This is a genomic window from Rhizobium sp. TRM95796 (genome assembly GCF_025779995.1).
In the GTDB taxonomy this organism is placed as follows: domain Bacteria; phylum Pseudomonadota; class Alphaproteobacteria; order Rhizobiales; family Rhizobiaceae; genus Rhizobium_E.
In genome coordinates this window covers 180,473-198,656 of record NZ_JAOXHE010000001.1, presented here as the reverse complement: position 1 = coordinate 198,656, position 18,184 = coordinate 180,473, and the positions used below count along the sequence as shown (strand labels likewise).

Sequence of the window (18,184 nt, the reverse complement as noted above, 5' to 3'; positions counted from 1 at the left end):
CGGGCTCAGCCCGTGACGGCGTTGATGAACAGAATGCAGCCGTCCTGCTTGGACAGTTTGCGCGACAGGTCGGCGCGGCGATCCTTGTAATCTTCGCGGTCGCCCTTGGACGCGTTCTGGATGGCGCGGGTCAGCGCGTCGACATCGCCGGGCGGGGTAATCAGCGCGCTGTCGCCGAGGAAGTTGGCGAGTTCGGTGCCCATATCGGCGGTCACCACCACCGGCGCGCCGGAGGCCAGCATACCGCCGAGCTTGGAGGGCAGCACGAGGTCGGCTGCGCCGCGTTCCTGCGGCAGCGCATGCAGGCTGGCGAGATTCATGAACTCGTTGAAGCGCTCATAGGGCTGGAAGGGCAGGAACTGCACATTGGTCGATCCTGCGTATTTGGCCATCAGCGATTTTTTGGCCGGGCCTTCGCCGGCCACGACGAACTTGATCTTGCGATGGCTGTCTTCCAGCCTCCGCGCGGCGTCGAGCAGCGTGTCCAGACCCTGCTTGGCGCCGATATTGCCCGAATAGAGCACGATGAAATCATCGTCGGCGTAGCCGAGTTCCTGGCGATAGGCCGAGGTCCGGCCGAGCGGATAGATATGTTCGAGATCGACCCAGTTGCGGACGATCACCACCTGTTCGGGATTGCCGGTCTTCTCGGCGAGCTTGCCCGCCATACGCTCGGAAATCGTGATGATGCGGTCGAACATCTTCAGCGTGGTCTTCTCGAACAGGAAGGCGGCTTTCTGCAGCCACTTGTTCGCCTTCAGGTGACCGACGGCGAAAGCCGCGTCGACTTCCAGATCCTGCGAATGCAGCACGGTGCGCGCGCCGACCGCCTTGGCCGCCAGGATGGCGAGCGGGGCGGCGAACAAGGTCGGCTCGATGCAGATGACGATATCGGGACGATGGCGCAGGATACGCCAGAGCGCCACGGGCGCCGAGGTCAGCGCGAATGAGAGCGGAGCGATCAGGCGCCAGACGCCGCCCATGTTTTCCTTCAGGAAGAGCGGAACGCGGAAGACCTTCACGCCCTTGCGGCTTTCCACCGAGTAGGCGTTCTTGTAGCCGTCGCGCACGGCCCAGCCGGGATAATGCGGCGGCGTGGTCACGACGGTGACATCGGCATTCTGACCGCTCAGATATTCCGCGATTTCGCCGGTGTATTTGCCGACGCCCGCGATCTCGGGAGAGAAATTCATCCCGTAGATCAGGACTTTCTTTCCTTCGATATCGGTCATCTCCGCCTTGGCGGCGCGAGAGAAGGAGGTCGGCGAGACATTCATCGTCATGTTGTGGAACCCGTTAGACGCAAGCAGCGAGGGACGAATCTGGTGTTTTCGATCGATAATCAAGGTTTCGGGCAAGAGTCTGTCGAATTTGCGGTTTTAACGCGCCGCCGTCGGCGCTGGTTCCATAAGCCTTGTGCGGCGCCCCTAACTGAGGGCCTCGACAGTGCATGGCCGGCAAATTGTCTGGTCGGCTCCCTTGCATTCGCGTTCGTATCGTCCTTGCGCCTCCGATCTCCTGGACGCGGCTATCCGCCAGCCGACGTGTATCACCGGCCGGCGCCGTGTCGGATCACGACAGGGCGCGACCGCCGGTGCGGCGGCGATGGATATGCGCGGGCTTGACGAGAGGCGCATGGGGCGGCTTTTCCAAGCCGACCACATTCAACTCCAAGCGGTTGAAATACGGTCGATTTATGACGTGGGAAAGCCGTGGCTCACAATTACGTGAAATCTGTTTTTTCCGCAACGCGGCGCCGAAAAAAATCTGTTCGAAAATGCATGCCTTTCGCTGTTTTTTAACGGTTGGAAAACGGATTGATCCAGGTCATTGAAAAGTCCTTTTCCGTGCCCATATCTCCTCGCGCCGGCGGCGACCGAACGCCGCCCGGTTCGCAATCCAGATCAGGGAGGCAAGCGAATGAAAATCGATGATCGTTCCGCTTCTTCTTGCGGCCGCTCCATGACGGCCGGCTGTACCGGATACAGTCGCTAGCGCGGGTTTCCCGCCTCCAGTGATTTCACTCCCCAGCAGAACGACAGAGCGACCTGCGCAACAGGCGCAATGGAAAGGAATGCCATGGAAAAACAAGTCATCGAACATGCCGGTCAACCGGTCGGCGTTGCGCTTCACCACGACGGCAAGGTCAAGTTCATGGCCGTCAAATATCACGTGATGGATCTCGACGACGTCGTCTTCAATTCCGTCACGGAACTGCGCGGCGCTCTGGCGCGGCTCAAATCTCCCCAGCCTCGCGCCGCGGCCTGACGGTCGATAATCCTCTCGCGGGCCGCCTCACGGGCGGCCCTTCGTCGTCGTCGATTCGACGGCTTTCGTCGGCGCAAAGTCGTCGCGACTGCGTATAATCGTGGTAAATCCGCAACAATCCCGCGCAAAAGATAGTATGTGCTACGACCGGCTCGATGAGCGGTGATCGCTATCGATTTTGACTAAATTTCTAAGCATGAATAGTAAATCCGGTGGGTTTCCCGCATCGCGGCGAACGCGCCCGGCCCGCGCAGCGACGAAAGTCGACCGAATCAGCGGCTTGGGCTTGCGAGCCGGCATCGGGAGCCGTGTGGACAAATCTTAAATTTTTGTTGAATTCCTGTCATCCGCGCTGAATAAAAGAGTATGGTTCCGGAACTCGGCGCGGAGGAAGCCGCGCTGCTCGTTTTGCGTGATGTGCCGGTCGCGGCTTTTGCATTCTGCTGGTTCGCCAGCATCCAGTTAGGTTCGCGCTTTTTCGCATGTGCGGGAGAAGCGCATTTCACAATGCCTCGGGGAATGATTCCTGGGGATCAGGAGTTCGTCTGATCCATGTCGAAAAATCTTGTCGCGCTGGCCGCTTTCGCAGCCCTGATGTCGTCCTGCAGCACCAATTTCATCGCCGGGCCCGACATTGCCCTGACGCCGCATTTCAAGGAACGAGTGACGACCAAGGGTGAGACCATCCAGCCGACCACGACCTGGTGGGCAAATTTCGGCGATTCCAATCTCAATCGCCTGGTCGACGAAGCGCTCGCGCAAAACCTCAACGTCGAGACGGCCCGTGAGCGTGTTCGGCAAGCCCGGATCGTGGCGCGCGTCAATGTCGGCGCCTATCTGCCGGCCGGCGGCCTGAACGCGTCGATCACGCGCAGCCACACCAATCCGGAAGGCCAGCCCAGCACGACGTTCACCAACAATTCCGCCACGGTCGGTCCGACCTGGACCCTCAATCCGTTCGGCTGGGCGAAAACGTCCGAGCGCGAAAAGGCCAATATCGAAGTGGCCAAGGAAAACCTCAACGACGCCCGCCTGACGGTGATCGCCAATATCGCGACCGCTTATATGAATGCGCAGGGCACCGGTCGTCAGATCGAGATCGCCAAGAAGTCGCTGGCGGTGCAGAACAATACGACGCAGATCACCAAGGCTAAGCTCGAAGCCGGATCGGCGAGCGCGCTCGACGAAGCCCAGGCCTCCGCTCAGGCCGCGCTGACGGCCGCCGATATTCCGCAGCTGGAGCAGGCGCGTCTGCAATATATCAACCAGATCGCCATCCTGCTCGGCAAGGAGCCGGCGGCGCTCGACAATCTCTTCACCAAATACAACGCCATCAAGCGTCCCAAGGTGAAGTTCAACGAAGGCATCCCGGCCGACCTCCTGCGCAATCGCCCCGATGTGCGCTTGGCGGAGCAGGATCTCAATTATGCGCTCGCCGATATCGGCGTGGCCGAAGCCGACCGCCTGCCGACGATCACCCTGTCCGGCTCCGTCGGCCCGGGTCGTTCGAACGGCGTCTCCTACAACGGCTGGAGCTTCGGCCCGTCGCTGAACATCCCGATCTTCAATCAGGGCACGCTCAAGGCCGCGGTCGATCTCAACAAGTCCACGGCCAAGGTCCAGTATCTCGCCTATAAGAGCGCGGTGCTGACGGCGGTCAAGGATGTCGAGGATGCGTTGGTGGCGCTGCGCAAGGAACGCGAGCACTATTCACGCCTTTCGGTCGCGGTGAGCGAATATCGCCGCGCGCTGGAACTCGCCCAGCAGCTCTACGACGCCGGCAACACGGAATTCTCCGACGTGCTTCTGGCGCAGGATTCGCTCTACACGGCCGAGCTGCAACTCGCCCAGAGCTCGCAGCAGCTGGCGCTGAACTATATCGCGCTGTGCCAGGCGCTCGGCGGCGGCTGGGCCGGCGACGAACAGGTGATGGCGTCAAACTAAACCGGCGCGTTGAACGGCGTCACCACATCCAGTTTCGACAGAATCGGCCCCCGATCGGGGCCGATTTTTTTGTGCCAGTCGAGAAAGGCGCGAAACACCGACGCCGCGTCCCGACGCAGGTCGTGCCATAGAACGAAATTCACCCGCTCCTGCGCAAGCAGATCGCGATTGTCCTCGTCGAGATCATGCGCCACGAAACAGGCGACCTTCCTCCCTAGGGCGTCGAATTCCGCCAGGATCGACCTGTTGCCGCCGCCGATCGAATAGACGGCGTTGACATCGGCATGGCGGCGAAGCGCGGCGCGCACGATCTCGCCCGTCGCCCGATCCCTGCCGTATCCTTCGCTCGCCTCGACGATTGCGAGATGCGGCCAGCGCGCGCCGAGCAACCTGCGAAAGCCCGCGATCCGCTCCTCTTCACCGCGGAAGCGGCTGGACGACAGGGTGACCAGGACCGCGCCCCGCGCCAGCGTCGAGCCGATCAGATAGGCGGCGGTTTCCCCGGCCGCGCCATTGTCGGCGCCGGCATAGGCGATCCGCACGGATCCCGGCAGGTCGGTGGCGATGGTGACCACCGGAATGCCTGCCTGCGCGAGATCCGCGACGGCCTGGTTGACCACAGGCGTATCGGCCGCCTTCAGCACCACGCCATGGCTGCCGCGGCTGCGCACCCGGGCCAGCAATTTCACCAGCGCCGCGTCCTCGATGCGCTCGGAAAAGTGAAAACGCGCCCGCAGCACCGCCGGCGGAGAAATCGCCGCCTCCTGTTCGAAGGCCTGCCGCACCGCCGTCGAGAACCGGTCGGGCGTTTCCATGATGACGTCGAAGACATAGGTCCGTCCGGCCAGCGCTTGCGCCTGTTCCTGCTGCCTCAACTCCTCGATCGCCGCCTGCACCCGGTTGAGGGTTTGCCGCCGCACGCCGCCGCGGCCGTTGATCGCCCGATCGACGGTGGCGGCGGAGAGACCGGCCTGAAAGGCGATGTCCTTGATCAGAAAGTCATGCGCCATGCGCGCCCCGATTTGATGGATTTTTGATGGATCTCGCCCCTGTGCCTATCACGACGCGCGCCTATACTGAACTCACATTCGTCAAGCTCGGGGAGGAGCGCATGAAGACCGATAATCCCAAGGCCGTCAGGGCAAACCGCGTCTGGTATCGCGAGACCGATTGCGATCTCGACGATTTCGCCGCGCTGGTCAGCCGGACCACCGACCTCACTGACTATCCGCATGCGAGCGCGGTCGAGAAGAATGTGCTGATCTACGACGCCCGGGACATCGTCGAGGCCTGCGCCACGGAGGAGGGGCGTCGCGACGTTCTGGCCGAGATCTGCGACGTTTTCGCTCACGGCCCCGGCGTCGCTGTGTTCAAGCGCGCCTACACGGATCTCGGCGCGATTGATCGCGCCACGCAGATCTTCGCCGACATCATCGAGGAGCAGCATCGCAGCAAGACCGGCGGCGGCGATCACTTCGCCAAGCCCGGCGCAAACGATCGCATCTGGAATTCGCTGGAAAAGCACTGCCTCGCCGACGCGGAGAATTTCGCTCATTATTACGGCAACGCCATCGTCGCGCTCGCCTCGGAAGCCTGGCTCGGCCCTCATTATCAGATGACGGCGCAGGTCAACCGGGTCAATCCGGGCGGGGCGGCGCAGAAATTTCACCGCGACTACCATCTCGGCTTCCAGTCGGCCGCCGAGATCGAGCGCTATCCCGCCCATGTCCACCACCTGTCGCCGGTGCTGACGCTGCAGGGCGCGGTCGCCCATTGCGACATGCCGCTCGAAAGCGGCCCGACCTGGTTCCTGCCCTATAGCCAGCTTTACCCACTCGGCTATCTGGTTTCGGCGCGGCAGGAGTTTCAGGACTACTTCACCGCCCATCACGTCCAATTGCCGCTGGAGAAGGGCGACGTGGTGTTCTTCAATCCGGCGCTCATCCATGCGGCGGGAACCAACCGGTCGGAGAATATTCTGCGCACCGCCAATCTCCTGCAGGTCTCCTCGGCTTTCGGACGCGCGATGGAATCGGTCGGCCGGGAAAAGATGTCGGCGGCGCTCTATCCGGCGCTGAAGGCCATGCTCGCTTCCGGCCGGATCAGCGACGCTGCGGCCGACAACGCCATCGCCTCCTGCGCCGAAGGCTATTCCTTCCCGACCAATCTCGATCGCGATCCTCCGCTCGGCGGCCTGGCGCCCAAGACGCAGGCGCAGTTGTTCCGCGAAGCGCTCGCGTCCGACATGACGCCGGACGACTTCGCAAAAGCGCTGGCCGATCAGTCTGAGAAAAAGCTCACCTGACCAACCCTTTCGTCTGCGCCGCTGACCGATCGGCGCGGGCGACGAGCCGGGGCGCGTTCCGGCTCGCACAAGCGGAGACCAAAATCCCCGCACGGGCATTTCCAGCAAATACGCCAAGCTTTGCATGGGGAAATGCTCCGGACGTCCGTCTCCTGTCGCGGTTTCTCCCCCGCGTCCGGACGTCGTCAAAGACCCTCCCCGGCGCCGGGGAGGGTTCTTCGTTTTGGATCGGGTCACCGCGAAGTGACCAAGGAGGACGCATGACTGACAACGCCGCCCGTCTCACGGGCAAGATCGCCGTCGTCACCGGCGGAACGCAGGGACTGGGCGCCACCGTGGCGAGGCTGTTCGCCGAACGCGGCGCGGAAGGACTGGTGATCTGCGGCCGCAACCAGGCCAAGGGTGAGGCCAAGGCGCGCGAGATCGAAGCCGCCACCGGCGTCCGCACCATCTATCAGCCCGCCGACCTTGAAAAAGTGGAGGACGCGCGCGCTGTGATCGCCCGCGCCGACGCGGAGTTCGGCCGGATCGACTGCCTGGTCAACGCCGCCGCCATCACCGATCGCGGCACGATCCTCGACACAAGTCCCGAACTGTTCGACCGCATGTTCGCCATCAATGTGCGGGCGCCGTTCTTTCTGATGCAGGAGACGATCGGATTGATGCGCCGGGAAAACACCGAGGGCGCGATCGTCAATATCGGCTCGATGTCGGCCATGGCCGGACAGCCCTTTCTGGCCGCCTATTGCGCCTCCAAGGGCGCGCTGGAGACGCTGACCAAGAACACGGCCTATGCCGTTCTGCGCAACCGCATTCGCGTCAATGGCTTGAACATCGGCTGGATGGCGTCGGAAGGCGAGGATCGCATCCAGCGCGAATTCCATGGCGCCCCCGCCAACTGGCTGGAAAAGGCCGCCGCCGGCCAGCCCTTCGGCCGCCTGGTCGATCCGCAGGAAGTGGCGCGCGCCTGCGTCTATCTCTGCTCGCCGGAATCCGGCTTGATGACGGGGTCGGTGATCTGCCTCGACCAGTCGATCTGGGGCGCCTATGACGGTTCGCCTCATCCCGCCGCACCGCTCTGACCCGGGCAGGGCGCGTCAGATCTGCATCTGTCGCGCCTCTTCCACCACCCATTCGCGAAACGCGGCGATGCGGGCGTCGCCGGCGTTCTGCTGCGGATAGACGAGGAAATAGGCGTATTCCGAGGGCGCGCGGATGCTGAGGTCGAACGGCCGGATCAGCTTGCCTTCCGACAGGTCGCTGGCCACCATGGCGAAATCCGCCAAAGCCACGGCTTCGCCGGCAAGCGCCGCCTCGACCGCGTCGGTCGAAGTGCCGAAGACGATGGTGCGGCTGTCGTCGAAATCCGCCACGCCGGCGGCGGCCATCCACATTCGCCAGTTCGGCCAGGTCACGCCGGGGCGCGACCATTCGATATGCGCCAGCGTGTGCAGTTGCAGGTCGCGCGGCTCCTTCAACGGCTTGCCGGAATCGAGCAGCCGCGGGCTGCAGACGGGCACGATGATGTTGTCGAACAGACGATGCGACCCCAGCCCGGCATATTTGCCGGAGCCGTAACGGATCGCGACATCGACGTCGTCGAGATCGAAGTCGCGCACTTCGTAGGAGACGTCGAAGCGCAGTTCGATTTCCGGATGCCGCTTGCGAAATTGATCGACGCGGCGCATCAGCCATTTGGTGGCGAATTGCGGATCGACGGTGACGCGCAGATAGTCGGCTCCGCGCGCTTTCTTGCGCGCCCGCGACACGGCTTTCTCCAGAACGTCGATCGCTTCCTTTGCGGCGTCGAACATGATCGCGCCGGCTTCGGTCAGACGAATGGAGCGGCTCGTTCTGACAAACAACTGCGCGCCGACCTGATCCTCGATTTCCTTGATCTGGTAGCTCACCGCCGCCGGCGTCAGGCCGAGTTCGTCGGCCGCGCGGGTGAAGTTGAGGTGATGTCCTGCGGCCACCAGCGTTCGCAATGCTCGGGCGCCGGGTGCGGCTCGCATGTTGGACCTTCAAAAAAAGCTTGAAATTAGATTGAGAATTACTCGTTTCCCCAATTCCCGTCAATGCGTCATAACAGGACCATCAAATCAGCTTAAAGAAAAACTTGATGGAGCAGGCTATGTCGACCTCTTTCGCCACGCATCACGCCGGCCATGTTTCCCTCGATTGGAGCAATGCGCTCAATCGCATCGCAGCCCTGTTCGGCGCAGACGAGACCACCGCAGCGGCGCCAGAACTTCCGGCCGAATTGCGCCGGCTGTCGCCGCATCTGCTCGCCGATATCGGCGTGGACCCGCGCTTCGTCACGGACGACGATTTCTCCCGGCGCGGCACCTCGCCCGGCCTCTGAGCGTTCCCGTCATCGGTCGCGGACCGCGCGCGCCGTCTCCGCGATCCGGAGAAACTCGCGCGCCGCGGTCGGCAGGGAAGATCCCCTCCGCCAGACGAGCCCGACCTGAACGACGGGCAAAGCGCCGGAAACATCCCGGCTTTCGATCCTGTCGCCTTCCAGTGACCACGGTCGATAGACGAGGTCGGGGAGCAGCGCGACCCCGGCGCCGGTGGCGACCAGGCTGCGCACCGCTTCCACCGATCGCGTCCGGAAGGCGACATGCGGCTTGGCGCCCAACGCCGTCAACAACTTGCCGGTATTCTCCTCGATTTCATCGACCGTCAACATGATCAGCGGTTCGCGCGCGATGTCCTTCACCGAAATGATGTCGGCGCCGCCGAGCTTGTGGCCCATCGGCAGCCAGAGCCGATAGGGTGAGGTTTCGATGATCTCCGCCTGCAACGCCATGCGGTCGCGCAGGTTGGAAATCGTCATCACCGCGATATCCAACTCGCCGCCGACCAGCAGATGTTCGAGATAAGAGCCGTTGTCCTCCATGGCGGTCACGTCGACGCCCGGATAGGCGCGCCTGTAGCGGCGGAGAAGATCCGACAGAACGTAACCTGCGACCAGCGAGGTGACGCCGAGATTGAGCGCGCCGGAGACATCCTGCTTCTGTTCAGAAAAAGCCCGGCGGGCGTCCGACACCTGCGAAAGAATGTTGGTGGCATGGCGCAGGAACTGATGGCCGTTATGGGTGATCGTCAGCCCGCGCGAATGCCGCTCGAACAGCGTCACGCCGAGATCGCTTTCGAGTTCCTTGATCGCTTCGGTGATCGAGGATTGCGAGATCGACAACATCTGCGCCGCCCCGGATACTGTGCCCTGTTCGGCCACGGCGATGAAATATTGCAATTGTCTGAGCGTAAAGGCCATGGGACGAGTTTAAAGCACATCGCCCCTGACGGCGCAGCAAGTTTCGGGGATGTCAGTTTGGGCTGTTGGCGAACGCGCACAAAAAAGCCTCGACGTGCTGGAAGGGCGCTCGCTGGATACTCTCCAGTTAACGGAATTGGCGGAACATCGCCAAAGGCTGTTTCCACTAAGAGTTTCTCAATTGTTATCGGATGTTTTAGGGGCGGGTGGCTCCGGCCCGTTTCGCGCTTGAAACCCCAAAGGCAAGGCCTATACCTCTTTTAGGGCGCAGCGTGCTGATTACACGTAATCCGGCATACGCATTAAGATACGCAGTCTTCGCCTTGTGGAGAATATACGTGTCATATTGTTGGTCGGTAAAAATTCCAAAGGATCGAAAACGTGTGGGTGAAATTGTATTACGTTTTCTGGGTGAATCATGCTGAATTATTCCGTTAGAGTAGCGATTGTATCGCTGTTGATACATGCGTTTTATTTGAATAACGCTTATACTAAGTTTGTGATATTTTTTATCATGACAGTGTTGATGGGCTTTTCTGCTGCCATGTTCGCCAAATCCATGGGTTTGGAAAACGGTTGGATGCAATATTCTCTTCCTTACCACATTTGGAAGCGTCTCTGGAATTTGGGGCGACAAAATGTCGATGACAAGTAATTCACCTCGGCATTTCCGGTAGCCAGCCAAGCAAGCCCCAGTTGGAAAATAGGATCGGAAGCGCCGTTGCCCCCACTTGCCAATCAAAAGTCGTATGTCGGTATTCATGTTTCCGAGGACACCCGGCCAATAAAGCTGGTCACCAGAGATGAAGACGGCTGGTGCTTCCTGTGTGGAGACCTTCATCCTCAGGACGGGGCATCTTATCGTGTGGTCGGCGCCGGTCACCTCTTTGAACGCGACCAAACCTTGCTGCAACTCGAAAGTCTTGATCTCAACTATGAGGCGGAAAGAAGCGAAGTCGGATCGCCATGGATTATCACGCTATCTAAAATGAATTAGACCCGCTTCTAGCCCTGGATCGGAGAGGCGACAAGAACTCTCTCAGCGTGACCGGGAATTTGGTTTACTGCAGCTCCAGAATCTTCTGCAGCACGCGCTGGGCTTCGTCCTGATCCGGCTCCCAGAAATGGATGCTGGCGCTGTCTTCCGAGCCCAGCGAAATATGGAACGCCTCGCGGTCCATGCCGAGTTCGACCATGCGCGCCTCGATCCGGCTCGCGTCGGCGGCGACGCCGTTGAATTTCAGGGTGGCGCTATACTGAGCTGCGTGGCTGGACATCCGTTTTCCTCCCGTATTCCTTGCAGAATGCTATCGTATATAGAGAGAATTTTCGCAATGTGAAGGTTTCGTTAACCTTAATAAGGCGGCCAACTATAAGTAATACTATTTATATTTCACTTTTGGCAGGTTCGAGGCAAGTCTTGGCGGCCTGGGCGATTGCAGCGGTGAGTTGCACGAGCTGGTCCGCCGCCATACGGTTGATCTGCCAGAACAGGGGAATGTCGAGATGCGCGCCGGGCACGAGTTCGACGAGCCGTCCGGCTTTGAGATGGTCGCGCACCAGCAGATCCGGATTCATGCCCCAGCCCAGCCCCAACAGGCAGGCGTCGACGAAAGCCTGGGTCGACGGCAGCCAATGACCCGACAGCCCCGCCTTGCAGCCGAGCGCGACTTTCGCCCATTGTTCCTGCAACAGGTCTTTCTGATTGAAGGTCAGCGACGGCGCGTCCGCCAGCGCCTCCGCGGTGACGCCCGACGGAAAATGCCGGGCGAGGAAGGCGGGGCTGGCGGTGGCCCTGTAGCGCAGGGCGCCGAGCGACAAAGCCCGGCAGCCGGACACCGGCTTGGCGAGGCTCGTGACCGCGGCCAGCACCTGGCCGCGCTTCAGCCATTCCGCCGTGTGGTCCTGATCGTCGACGGTGACGGCGAGCAGATGCCCGGCGCGTTCGGAAAACCGCGCCGCCGCCGGCAGGAACCACGAGCCGAGACTGTCGGCATTGACCGCCACCGCCACCGTGGCCCGGCCGCTCGACCGGTCGCCGTCCTCCAGTCCCGGCAGTTCGCGAAACAGGTCCTGCTCGAGCAGGCTGACATGCTGCATGTGCCGGCACAGCCAGGCGCCTTTTTCGGTGGCGACGCAGGGCGCGCCGCGGACGATCAAGGCCGCCCCGATCCGGTCTTCCAAGTGTTTTACGCGTTGCGACACGGCCGAGGGCGTGACATTCAGCTGTCGCGCGGCCTTCTCGAAGCTGCCGGTCTCGGCCACTGCGGCCACGGCGCGCAGCGAGGCGTAGTCGATCATCGTGATTAGCCATGCTTAATCCAAGTAAGATTGTTTAACTAGCCTAAATCAACTGGCCGCGCTAGCACAGCTCCGACCGCAAAGGAGCGCAGATGACATTGCCTATTTTCTTCACCGGTTTCGGCGCCGGTCTCGGCCTGATCATGGCCATCGGCGCGCAAAACGCCTTCGTGCTGCGGCAGGGACTTCTGAAACAGCATGTGCTGGCCGTCTGCCTCGCCTGCGCGCTGTCGGACGCGGCGCTGATTGCGCTGGGCGTCTCGGGCTTCCGGCTGGTGTCCACGGTGATGCCCTGGCTCGACCCCGCCATGCGCATCGGCGGCGCGCTGTTTCTCCTCTGGTATGGCGCGCGCAGCTTTCTCTCCGCCTGGCGCGGTGGGGCCGCGCTGCTGGCCGAGCAGGGAATGACGCGTCCGCTCTGGCCGACGCTTCTGACCTGTCTGGCGCTGACCTGGCTAAATCCGCATGTCTATCTCGACACTGTGGTGCTGCTGGGCGCGATCTCCACCCGCTATGACGGCGCCGAACATGTCTTCGGCCTCGGCGCCGTCACGGCGTCGTTCGCTTTCTTCTTTTCGCTCGGCTACGGCGCGCGCCTGCTCAGGCCGCTGTTTGCCCGCCCCAATGCCTGGCGGATCCTCGACGCCCTGATCGGCGTGGTGATGTGGACGATTGCGTTGACCCTCGTCGCCGGTCGGTGATGCCGGCGCGACAGCGCCCGGCGCGACAGCGCCCGGAAAGCCAGTGTTTCAGCGCGGCAGCGCCGGAACGTCGATATGATCGGGCGCCAGCCCCCGCCGCGCCCGCTCCGCCATCATGTCGTACGCCGTTTCAAGATGTCGCGTCATCCTGACGGGATCGAACAGCGGCGAAATGACCCTGGACGCCTCCAGCTTCGCCCGATAACCGGCGCGCCTGTGGCCGTCGCCGATCAGCTCCAGCGCCAGCCGCACATAATCGCGCTCCGTCTCCGCCGCCAAGTCCTCGCAGCCGGAGAGCTTCAGCAGCGCCCAGCTGACCCGGGAATGATAGGATTGCCCGCGCATGGTCACGAGCGGCGTTCCGGCGCGGAGGATATCGGCGCTGGTGGAATGACCGTTGTAAGGCAGGGTGTCGAGCGCGAGATCGGCGAGCGCGATCTGGCCGAGATAGATCGGATGCGGCGCAGGCCCATCGATGAACACAATGCGGTCCGGCGTCACGCCCTGCCGCCTGGCTTCCGCCAGCAGCGAGCGCTGCGCCTCCGGGTTTCGACACAGGATCCACAGCACCGCCTCCGGCGCTGCGCGCAGGATCTCCATCCAGAGATCGAACAGTTTCGGCGTCATCTTGCGCGGCGCGTTGAAGGCGCCGAGAATGATCTTGTCGTCCGGCAGGCCGACATCGGCGCGGTTGACGGCATGGATATCGGCTGGGTCGAAGGCGCGGTTCGGCATCTGCGTCTCCGGCAAGCGGCAGAGCTTTTCGCGATACTGCGGCTTTGCGTCGTCCGGCGTCACGAGCCGGTCGGTGACGGCGCAATCGAAATCGCCGCCGGGCACGCTGGCGGGATAGCCGAGATAGACGGCCTTGACCGGCGCGCCGCAAAGGCGGGCGATGTTGAGCCGGGCATTGCGAGTGAAACCCTTGAGATCGACGAGAATGTCGATCCCCTCGGCATCGATCCTGTCGGCCGCCGCCTGGTCGTCGAGACCCGAGAGATCGATATAATCGGGCTCGAGCGCTCCGAGCCGTTTGTCGGCGATTTTTCTCGAGCCATAACCGAACAACCGGATCTCGAATCGCGCGCGGTCATGGGCCAGAAACACCGGCTCCATCACGTCGAAGACGATGAAATTTCCGAATTCGTCGCTGAGATAGCCGATGCGGATCTTGCCTTGCTGCTGCATGGTTCGGCGTGGACGCGGAGCGGGCCCTGTCTTCGCCATCTGCCGCAGCCGCAATTCATCCGCCGACGGCGCGCTCTGCTTCGCCGGGTCGTCGAGCCAGTACAGCCGGTCGAGCGCCGCCTGATGGGTGAACACGGCTTCGGCGAAGGGCGTGCGCGGCGGCGTCATCATCGCGTCGAAACCGCGCATCGTGTCGAAATCCATCATCGCGCGGGCCGATGAGACGAGATCCACGGTCAGCATCACATCGTCTGGATGATGGGCGAGCGCCGCCTTCAGGCAGTCGCGCGCCGCCGCCATCCGCCCGATCGCCTTGAAGCAATTGGCTTTGAAGAAGGCCTGCGCCGGCGTCTCGTCGCCGAGCCGATTAAGAAGGGCAGGCAGCGCATCGACGTTCCCGCGGGCCTGCAGGGCGCGGATGAGCGCCGTCACCAGCTTTGGCTCCGGCGCGGGCAAAGCCGCGATCAGCGGCGCGACCCGGTCGAGATCGTCACTCGCGCCGGCTTGCAGAAACAGCTGACAGGCCAGTGTGGTGAAGGCGTTCGCTTTGTCGGGGACCAGCGCGCCGAGCCGTTCATAGAGCCGGCCCGCCTCGATCGTCCGGCCGGTTTTGGCGAGACTCGCCGCGAGCGCGCCGATCAGCGCCGGCTCGCCCGCCGCCTCCGGCAGCGGCGACAACAAGTCGACGACGCGCGGATGATCGCCGCTCTGCTGCAACTGGCGGATATCGGTGAGCAGGGAAATGAGGTCGGGGCGCATGCGGGGCTCGATTCGGTTGCGCCGATGCTACATCAGGCCGCAGGCGGTCGAGCGAACAAAAAAATGACCGGACGGGCAGGGGAGGCCGTCCGGTCAAGAAAAGCGCGGGTGATGCGGGGAGGGGAACGCACCCGCGCTGGGGGGAGGAGGTCAGTTGGTTGTTTAGAAAGCGGCGCGGCGAAGGGCGGCGCGGCGGGCGGCGTCGTTCTCGCGGATGGAGGTGACGATGGACGACACGGCGGTCGCGACGAACATTACGGTGATCAGGCCTGCCATTGCTGTAAGGGTCATGTACATCATCTCGTTCATCCTTTCGTCAGACCGTTTGTCCGCCCGGCCACTCTTATGGCCGATTTCGCGGGTCTTGCCTGTTTCCTGGGGAACACCGGCTGAGTTCCGGACTTTCCCTCTCATCGGCGTTGATTAGAACCGATCAGCCTTGAAGCGCCGCTGAATGCTTCGTTCAGATAACGTTCAGCCTATGAAAAAGTTTCGGGTCTTTCGAAAATTTAGTTGACAGGGGCGAGCGGCTGGCGCAGCCGCCTGCCCGGCCTTGTGTGAAAGGCCTATGAATATCCTGCAGGAATCGGCTAGTTTGCCTCCGAACAGGAGATGCCGATGCCCCGCTACAAAACCCGCGACGGATGGATCGAGGTCGACAATTGGGGCTACCAGCTCCAGGGCCGCAACGCGCCGCTGTCGGTGGAGGCGCTCGCCCGCCAGCCGCATGACATGCTGGTGATCGACGCCACCCGCGACGGAACCGACGCGACCCGCTTTTCCCGCAGGGATGTCGCCGCCATGCAAGACGGCCCGGACGGCCGCCGTCTCGTCGCCTCCTACATCTCCATCGGCGAGGCCAGCGATTTCCGAGACTACTGGGACGAGGACTGGACGACCACCGGCAAGGCGACCGGCAGGCTCACCGCCGACGCCCCCGACTGGCTAGGCCCCGTCAATCCCGATTGGCCGGAAAGCCGAAAGGTCCGGTACTGGGACGAGGATTGGCAGGACATCCTCTTCAACGACAAGCGAAGCGGCGATCTCGACAAAATCGTTAAGGCCGGCTTCGACGCCGCCTATCTCGACATCGTCGACGCCTATTATTTCTGGGGTTCGGAGGTGAAGAAATCCGACCGCCAGCCGGGCGACCCGAAAAACGACACCCAGGCCGCCGACCGCATGGTCGAGTTCATCAAGGACATGACCGACCACGCCCGCGAAAAGAACGCCGATTTCTTCGTCATCCCGCAGAACGGCGCCTGGATCATCGACGCGCTGAAGGACGGAGGTCGGGCCTATCGCAACGAGATCGCCGACTACTATGCCTCCATCGGCGGCATCGGCATCGAAGACCTCTATTTCCGCGGCGACAAGGACGAAAACAACCGTTTTCGCCCCGACGAAGACACGATCCGCATCCTCAAGCGCGACTTCCTCGCCCACGACATCCCCGTCTATGTCACCGACTACATCACCGGCGACAAGCGGGTCGCGACGTTCGAAGCGGCGGCGGCAGAAGACGGGTTCATCCCCTATGCGGCGCCGGACCGGGATCTGGACCGGATGGGGGATGGGTGGGAGATGTGAACTCCTGCACACAACCTGCGCTGCCGGGCGACGCCGATGCGAAGCGCAGGGTCGATGCGCGACGTGCGGGCCCTGACTGATCGACCAAGTCGCCGCCGACGACTGCATGGAGACGTTTTGGAAAGCGGCGGAGGGCCGATCACTCCCCGCGCCGCGCCGGAACAGGATGGATGTCGGCATCTGACCCTGAGCGGACTTGGCGGGAAATCGGCGCGGGCATCATTTCAATAGCCCGGCTTTACGCAAGGCGTCGTTAATGACCTTGCCGACACCCTGCTCCGTCCAACGGTCGCCACGAGTCTGGCCGCCTTTGCTCTTCGCGAAGTCGAGCGCCCTGGCCAAGAGCGATTCTATCCGGTCGCGCCCGGCGTCGACGTTTCGGGTGGTGGTGGACTGTTCATACATCGATACGTCGTTCGCATCGGCCAGCCCCCAGGACATGGCGATTCGAGCGGTAGACGATATGCCGGCGCTCAGCATGTAAGGTCCCGCCTTACCCAGTGCAGTGTGGGCCGGCGATGCCAGGGGAACGCCATGCGCCATGCCTTTGACAAGATAGAGCTCGACCAGCGTCCGCCCATGCGGGTCCGACCAAGCCTGGCGCAGATGGCCATTGATCGTCTCTGCGCTCGGCAAGCCCGGCAGGTCGTGAGCGCCGCGCCATTGATCGGCGATCTGTTCGGCATTGACAGATTTTACGGTCTGGTCATGCGTGCCGTGCCAGATGGAGACGGACGGCAATCGCCGAGGTCTCGTCGATGTGGTCGCCAGCGCCTTCCGCAACGTCTTGCTGCTCGGCGGATTTCTCCCATGCATACGCTCGAAAGCCTGGGCAACGCCGGAGGACACCCCGTAAGGCAGCCCGCCAATGATGGCGCCGCCCGCGAAGAGATCGGGATAGGCTGCAAGCATCACATTGGCCATAGCCCCGCCTGCCGATAGGCCCGTGACGTAAATGCGGTCCGAGTCCAGTCCATGGGATTGCATGACATGGTCGACCATCTCTTTGATGGAGGCGGCTTCGCCAACATCTCTGCGGATGTCGCCCGGCTCGAACCAATTGAAGCAGAGATTCGCATTGTTCGATCTCTGCTGTTCTGGAAACAGCACCGCGAAGCCCTTCTCCTCGGCAAGCTGCGACCATCCGGAACCGAGGTCGTAGCCTGCCGCAGTCTGGGTGCAGCCATGCAGGACAACGACGAGTGCTGCTTTGGGAGCCAGGATCGAGGGCAGAAAGAGCCAACCCCTCAAAGCGCCCGGGTTTGTGCCGAATCTTTTCAGTTCGACGAGTTCTCTTACTCTGTTTGCGGGGGACATTTTCATTCTCCAAAGCCCGGCCATGGGGCGAGGATTAGACATGGGGACGAATGCTGCGCTGCACAATGAGGCGTCGGAATTTATCGCGCGGCGCCTTAGGGCCCTGCTGAGACGGCGGCCCCCGTGGTTGCTCTTGGGCGGAAATCCAGGACTCTCAGCGGAACTGGAACTCGCTTCCGCCGTTAACTCCGCCACGGGACACTCAGGTTTCGCATCAGGGAGACGACGATGGGCGGCGCCGCAGACAAGGTCGTCGGCAAGGCGAATGAATTGGCCGGTCAATCTCGCCAGGGCGTCGGTCAGGCCGTCGAACACGATGAGATTTCCTGCTGCGGGTTGCTGCGCTGATGGGCCGAGCCGCCAAGCAACGAAAAGGCGCATGTCCTTGTCAGCGAGATACTCGACCAGCAAAAAGCGACGCATGCGAAACTGACGACGCTGACGATCACTGCCCTCAATTTGAAAACGTCCAAGTGCTATTTTGAATTCTGGCCTCGTCGCATTCAGCGGCGGAGCGTTCACCGCTCA

The 18,184-nt window shown here is 62.3% G+C and carries 18 protein-coding genes; 9 read left to right on the top strand and 9 right to left on the bottom strand.

Annotation, left to right across the window (positions count from 1 at the left end):
- Positions 1–5 precede the first annotated feature (5 nt).
- Positions 6–1,283, bottom strand: coding sequence for a WcaI family glycosyltransferase (locus OCK01_RS01010; protein ID WP_263822311.1), 1,278 nt, complete (start codon positions 1,281–1,283; stop codon positions 6–8).
- Positions 1,284–2,079: 796 nt separating this feature from the next.
- Between OCK01_RS01010 and OCK01_RS01005 the strand changes: the two genes are divergently transcribed.
- From OCK01_RS01005 to OCK01_RS00995, 3 genes are all read left to right on the top strand, one after another.
- Positions 2,080–2,268 (top strand): hypothetical protein, encoded by a 189-nt coding sequence (locus OCK01_RS01005; RefSeq protein WP_263822310.1) that lies wholly within the window; start codon positions 2,080–2,082, stop codon positions 2,266–2,268.
- A 366-nt stretch (positions 2,269–2,634) separates the two neighbouring features.
- Positions 2,635–2,817: a hypothetical protein gene (locus tag OCK01_RS01000; protein ID WP_263822309.1), complete on the top strand. Its 183-nt coding sequence runs from the start codon at positions 2,635–2,637 to the stop codon at positions 2,815–2,817.
- Positions 2,818–2,820: 3 nt separating this feature from the next.
- Positions 2,821–4,212 (top strand): efflux transporter outer membrane subunit, encoded by a 1,392-nt coding sequence (locus OCK01_RS00995; RefSeq protein ID WP_182826201.1) that lies wholly within the window; start codon positions 2,821–2,823, stop codon positions 4,210–4,212.
- Here the strand turns inward: OCK01_RS00995 and OCK01_RS00990 are convergent.
- Positions 4,209–5,222, bottom strand: coding sequence for a LacI family DNA-binding transcriptional regulator (locus OCK01_RS00990; RefSeq protein ID WP_263822308.1), 1,014 nt, complete (start codon positions 5,220–5,222; stop codon positions 4,209–4,211). The two genes, OCK01_RS00995 and OCK01_RS00990, sit on opposite strands and share 4 nt — an antisense overlap.
- Positions 5,223–5,323: 101 nt before the next feature.
- Here OCK01_RS00990 and OCK01_RS00985 point away from each other — a divergent pair, with 101 nt between their 5' ends.
- Both OCK01_RS00985 and OCK01_RS00980 read left to right on the top strand, forming a co-directional pair.
- Entirely contained in the window at positions 5,324–6,517 is a 1,194-nt protein-coding gene (locus OCK01_RS00985; protein ID WP_263823137.1) for a phytanoyl-CoA dioxygenase family protein, read from the top strand.
- A 260-nt stretch (positions 6,518–6,777) separates the two neighbouring features.
- Positions 6,778–7,599: an SDR family oxidoreductase gene (locus tag OCK01_RS00980; protein WP_263822307.1), complete on the top strand. Its 822-nt coding sequence runs from the start codon at positions 6,778–6,780 to the stop codon at positions 7,597–7,599.
- A 15-nt stretch (positions 7,600–7,614) separates the two neighbouring features.
- On the opposite strand, the gene OCK01_RS00975 is transcribed toward OCK01_RS00980, so the two are convergent.
- The gene (locus OCK01_RS00975) at positions 7,615–8,532 is read right to left on the bottom strand and encodes a LysR substrate-binding domain-containing protein (protein WP_182826204.1); all 918 of its coding nucleotides are present in this window, start codon (positions 8,530–8,532) and stop codon (positions 7,615–7,617) included.
- Positions 8,533–8,651: 119 nt separating this feature from the next.
- Here OCK01_RS00975 and OCK01_RS00970 point away from each other — a divergent pair, with 119 nt between their 5' ends.
- On the top strand, positions 8,652–8,882 hold the full coding sequence (locus OCK01_RS00970; RefSeq protein WP_182826205.1) for a hypothetical protein: 231 nt from the start codon (positions 8,652–8,654) through the stop codon (positions 8,880–8,882).
- Positions 8,883–8,891: 9 nt separating this feature from the next.
- Here OCK01_RS00970 and OCK01_RS00965 read toward each other — a convergent pair whose 3' ends face one another.
- Entirely contained in the window at positions 8,892–9,800 is a 909-nt protein-coding gene (locus OCK01_RS00965) for a LysR substrate-binding domain-containing protein (protein WP_263822306.1), read from the bottom strand.
- A gap of 721 nt (positions 9,801–10,521) precedes the next feature.
- Between OCK01_RS00965 and OCK01_RS00960 the strand changes: the two genes are divergently transcribed.
- The gene (locus OCK01_RS00960) at positions 10,522–10,797 is read left to right on the top strand and encodes a hypothetical protein (RefSeq protein WP_263822305.1); all 276 of its coding nucleotides are present in this window, start codon (positions 10,522–10,524) and stop codon (positions 10,795–10,797) included.
- Between the two features lie 64 nt (positions 10,798–10,861).
- Here the strand turns inward: OCK01_RS00960 and OCK01_RS00955 are convergent, their stop codons facing one another.
- Together OCK01_RS00955 and OCK01_RS00950 are read right to left on the bottom strand one after the other, a co-directional pair.
- Positions 10,862–11,077 carry a hypothetical protein gene (locus OCK01_RS00955; RefSeq protein ID WP_137158023.1) on the bottom strand — a complete coding sequence of 72 codons (216 nt, stop codon included), beginning with the start codon at positions 11,075–11,077 and terminating at the stop codon, positions 10,862–10,864.
- 109 nt (positions 11,078–11,186) lie between these two features.
- Positions 11,187–12,101, bottom strand: a complete 915-nt coding sequence (locus OCK01_RS00950; protein WP_263822304.1) for a LysR family transcriptional regulator ArgP — start codon at positions 12,099–12,101, stop codon at positions 11,187–11,189.
- A gap of 92 nt (positions 12,102–12,193) precedes the next feature.
- On the opposite strand from OCK01_RS00950, the gene OCK01_RS00945 reads away from it, so the two are divergent.
- Positions 12,194–12,802, top strand: coding sequence for a LysE/ArgO family amino acid transporter (locus tag OCK01_RS00945; RefSeq protein WP_263822303.1), 609 nt, complete (start codon positions 12,194–12,196; stop codon positions 12,800–12,802).
- Positions 12,803–12,850: 48 nt separating this feature from the next.
- Here the strand turns inward: OCK01_RS00945 and OCK01_RS00940 are convergent, their stop codons facing one another.
- Together OCK01_RS00940 and OCK01_RS00935 are read right to left on the bottom strand one after the other, a co-directional pair.
- Positions 12,851–14,749: a hypothetical protein gene (locus tag OCK01_RS00940; RefSeq protein ID WP_263822302.1), complete on the bottom strand. Its 1,899-nt coding sequence runs from the start codon at positions 14,747–14,749 to the stop codon at positions 12,851–12,853.
- Between the two features lie 162 nt (positions 14,750–14,911).
- Positions 14,912–15,040, bottom strand: coding sequence for a hypothetical protein (locus tag OCK01_RS00935; RefSeq protein WP_263822301.1), 129 nt, complete (start codon positions 15,038–15,040; stop codon positions 14,912–14,914).
- Positions 15,041–15,367: 327 nt separating this feature from the next.
- On the opposite strand from OCK01_RS00935, the gene OCK01_RS00930 reads away from it, so the two are divergent.
- Positions 15,368–16,339 (top strand): endo alpha-1,4 polygalactosaminidase, encoded by a 972-nt coding sequence (locus tag OCK01_RS00930; RefSeq protein ID WP_263822300.1) that lies wholly within the window; start codon positions 15,368–15,370, stop codon positions 16,337–16,339.
- A 219-nt stretch (positions 16,340–16,558) separates the two neighbouring features.
- Here OCK01_RS00930 and OCK01_RS00925 read toward each other — a convergent pair whose 3' ends face one another.
- Positions 16,559–18,178, bottom strand: coding sequence for an alpha/beta hydrolase family esterase (locus OCK01_RS00925; protein ID WP_263822299.1), 1,620 nt, complete (start codon positions 18,176–18,178; stop codon positions 16,559–16,561).
- Positions 18,179–18,184: the final 6 nt, after the last annotated feature.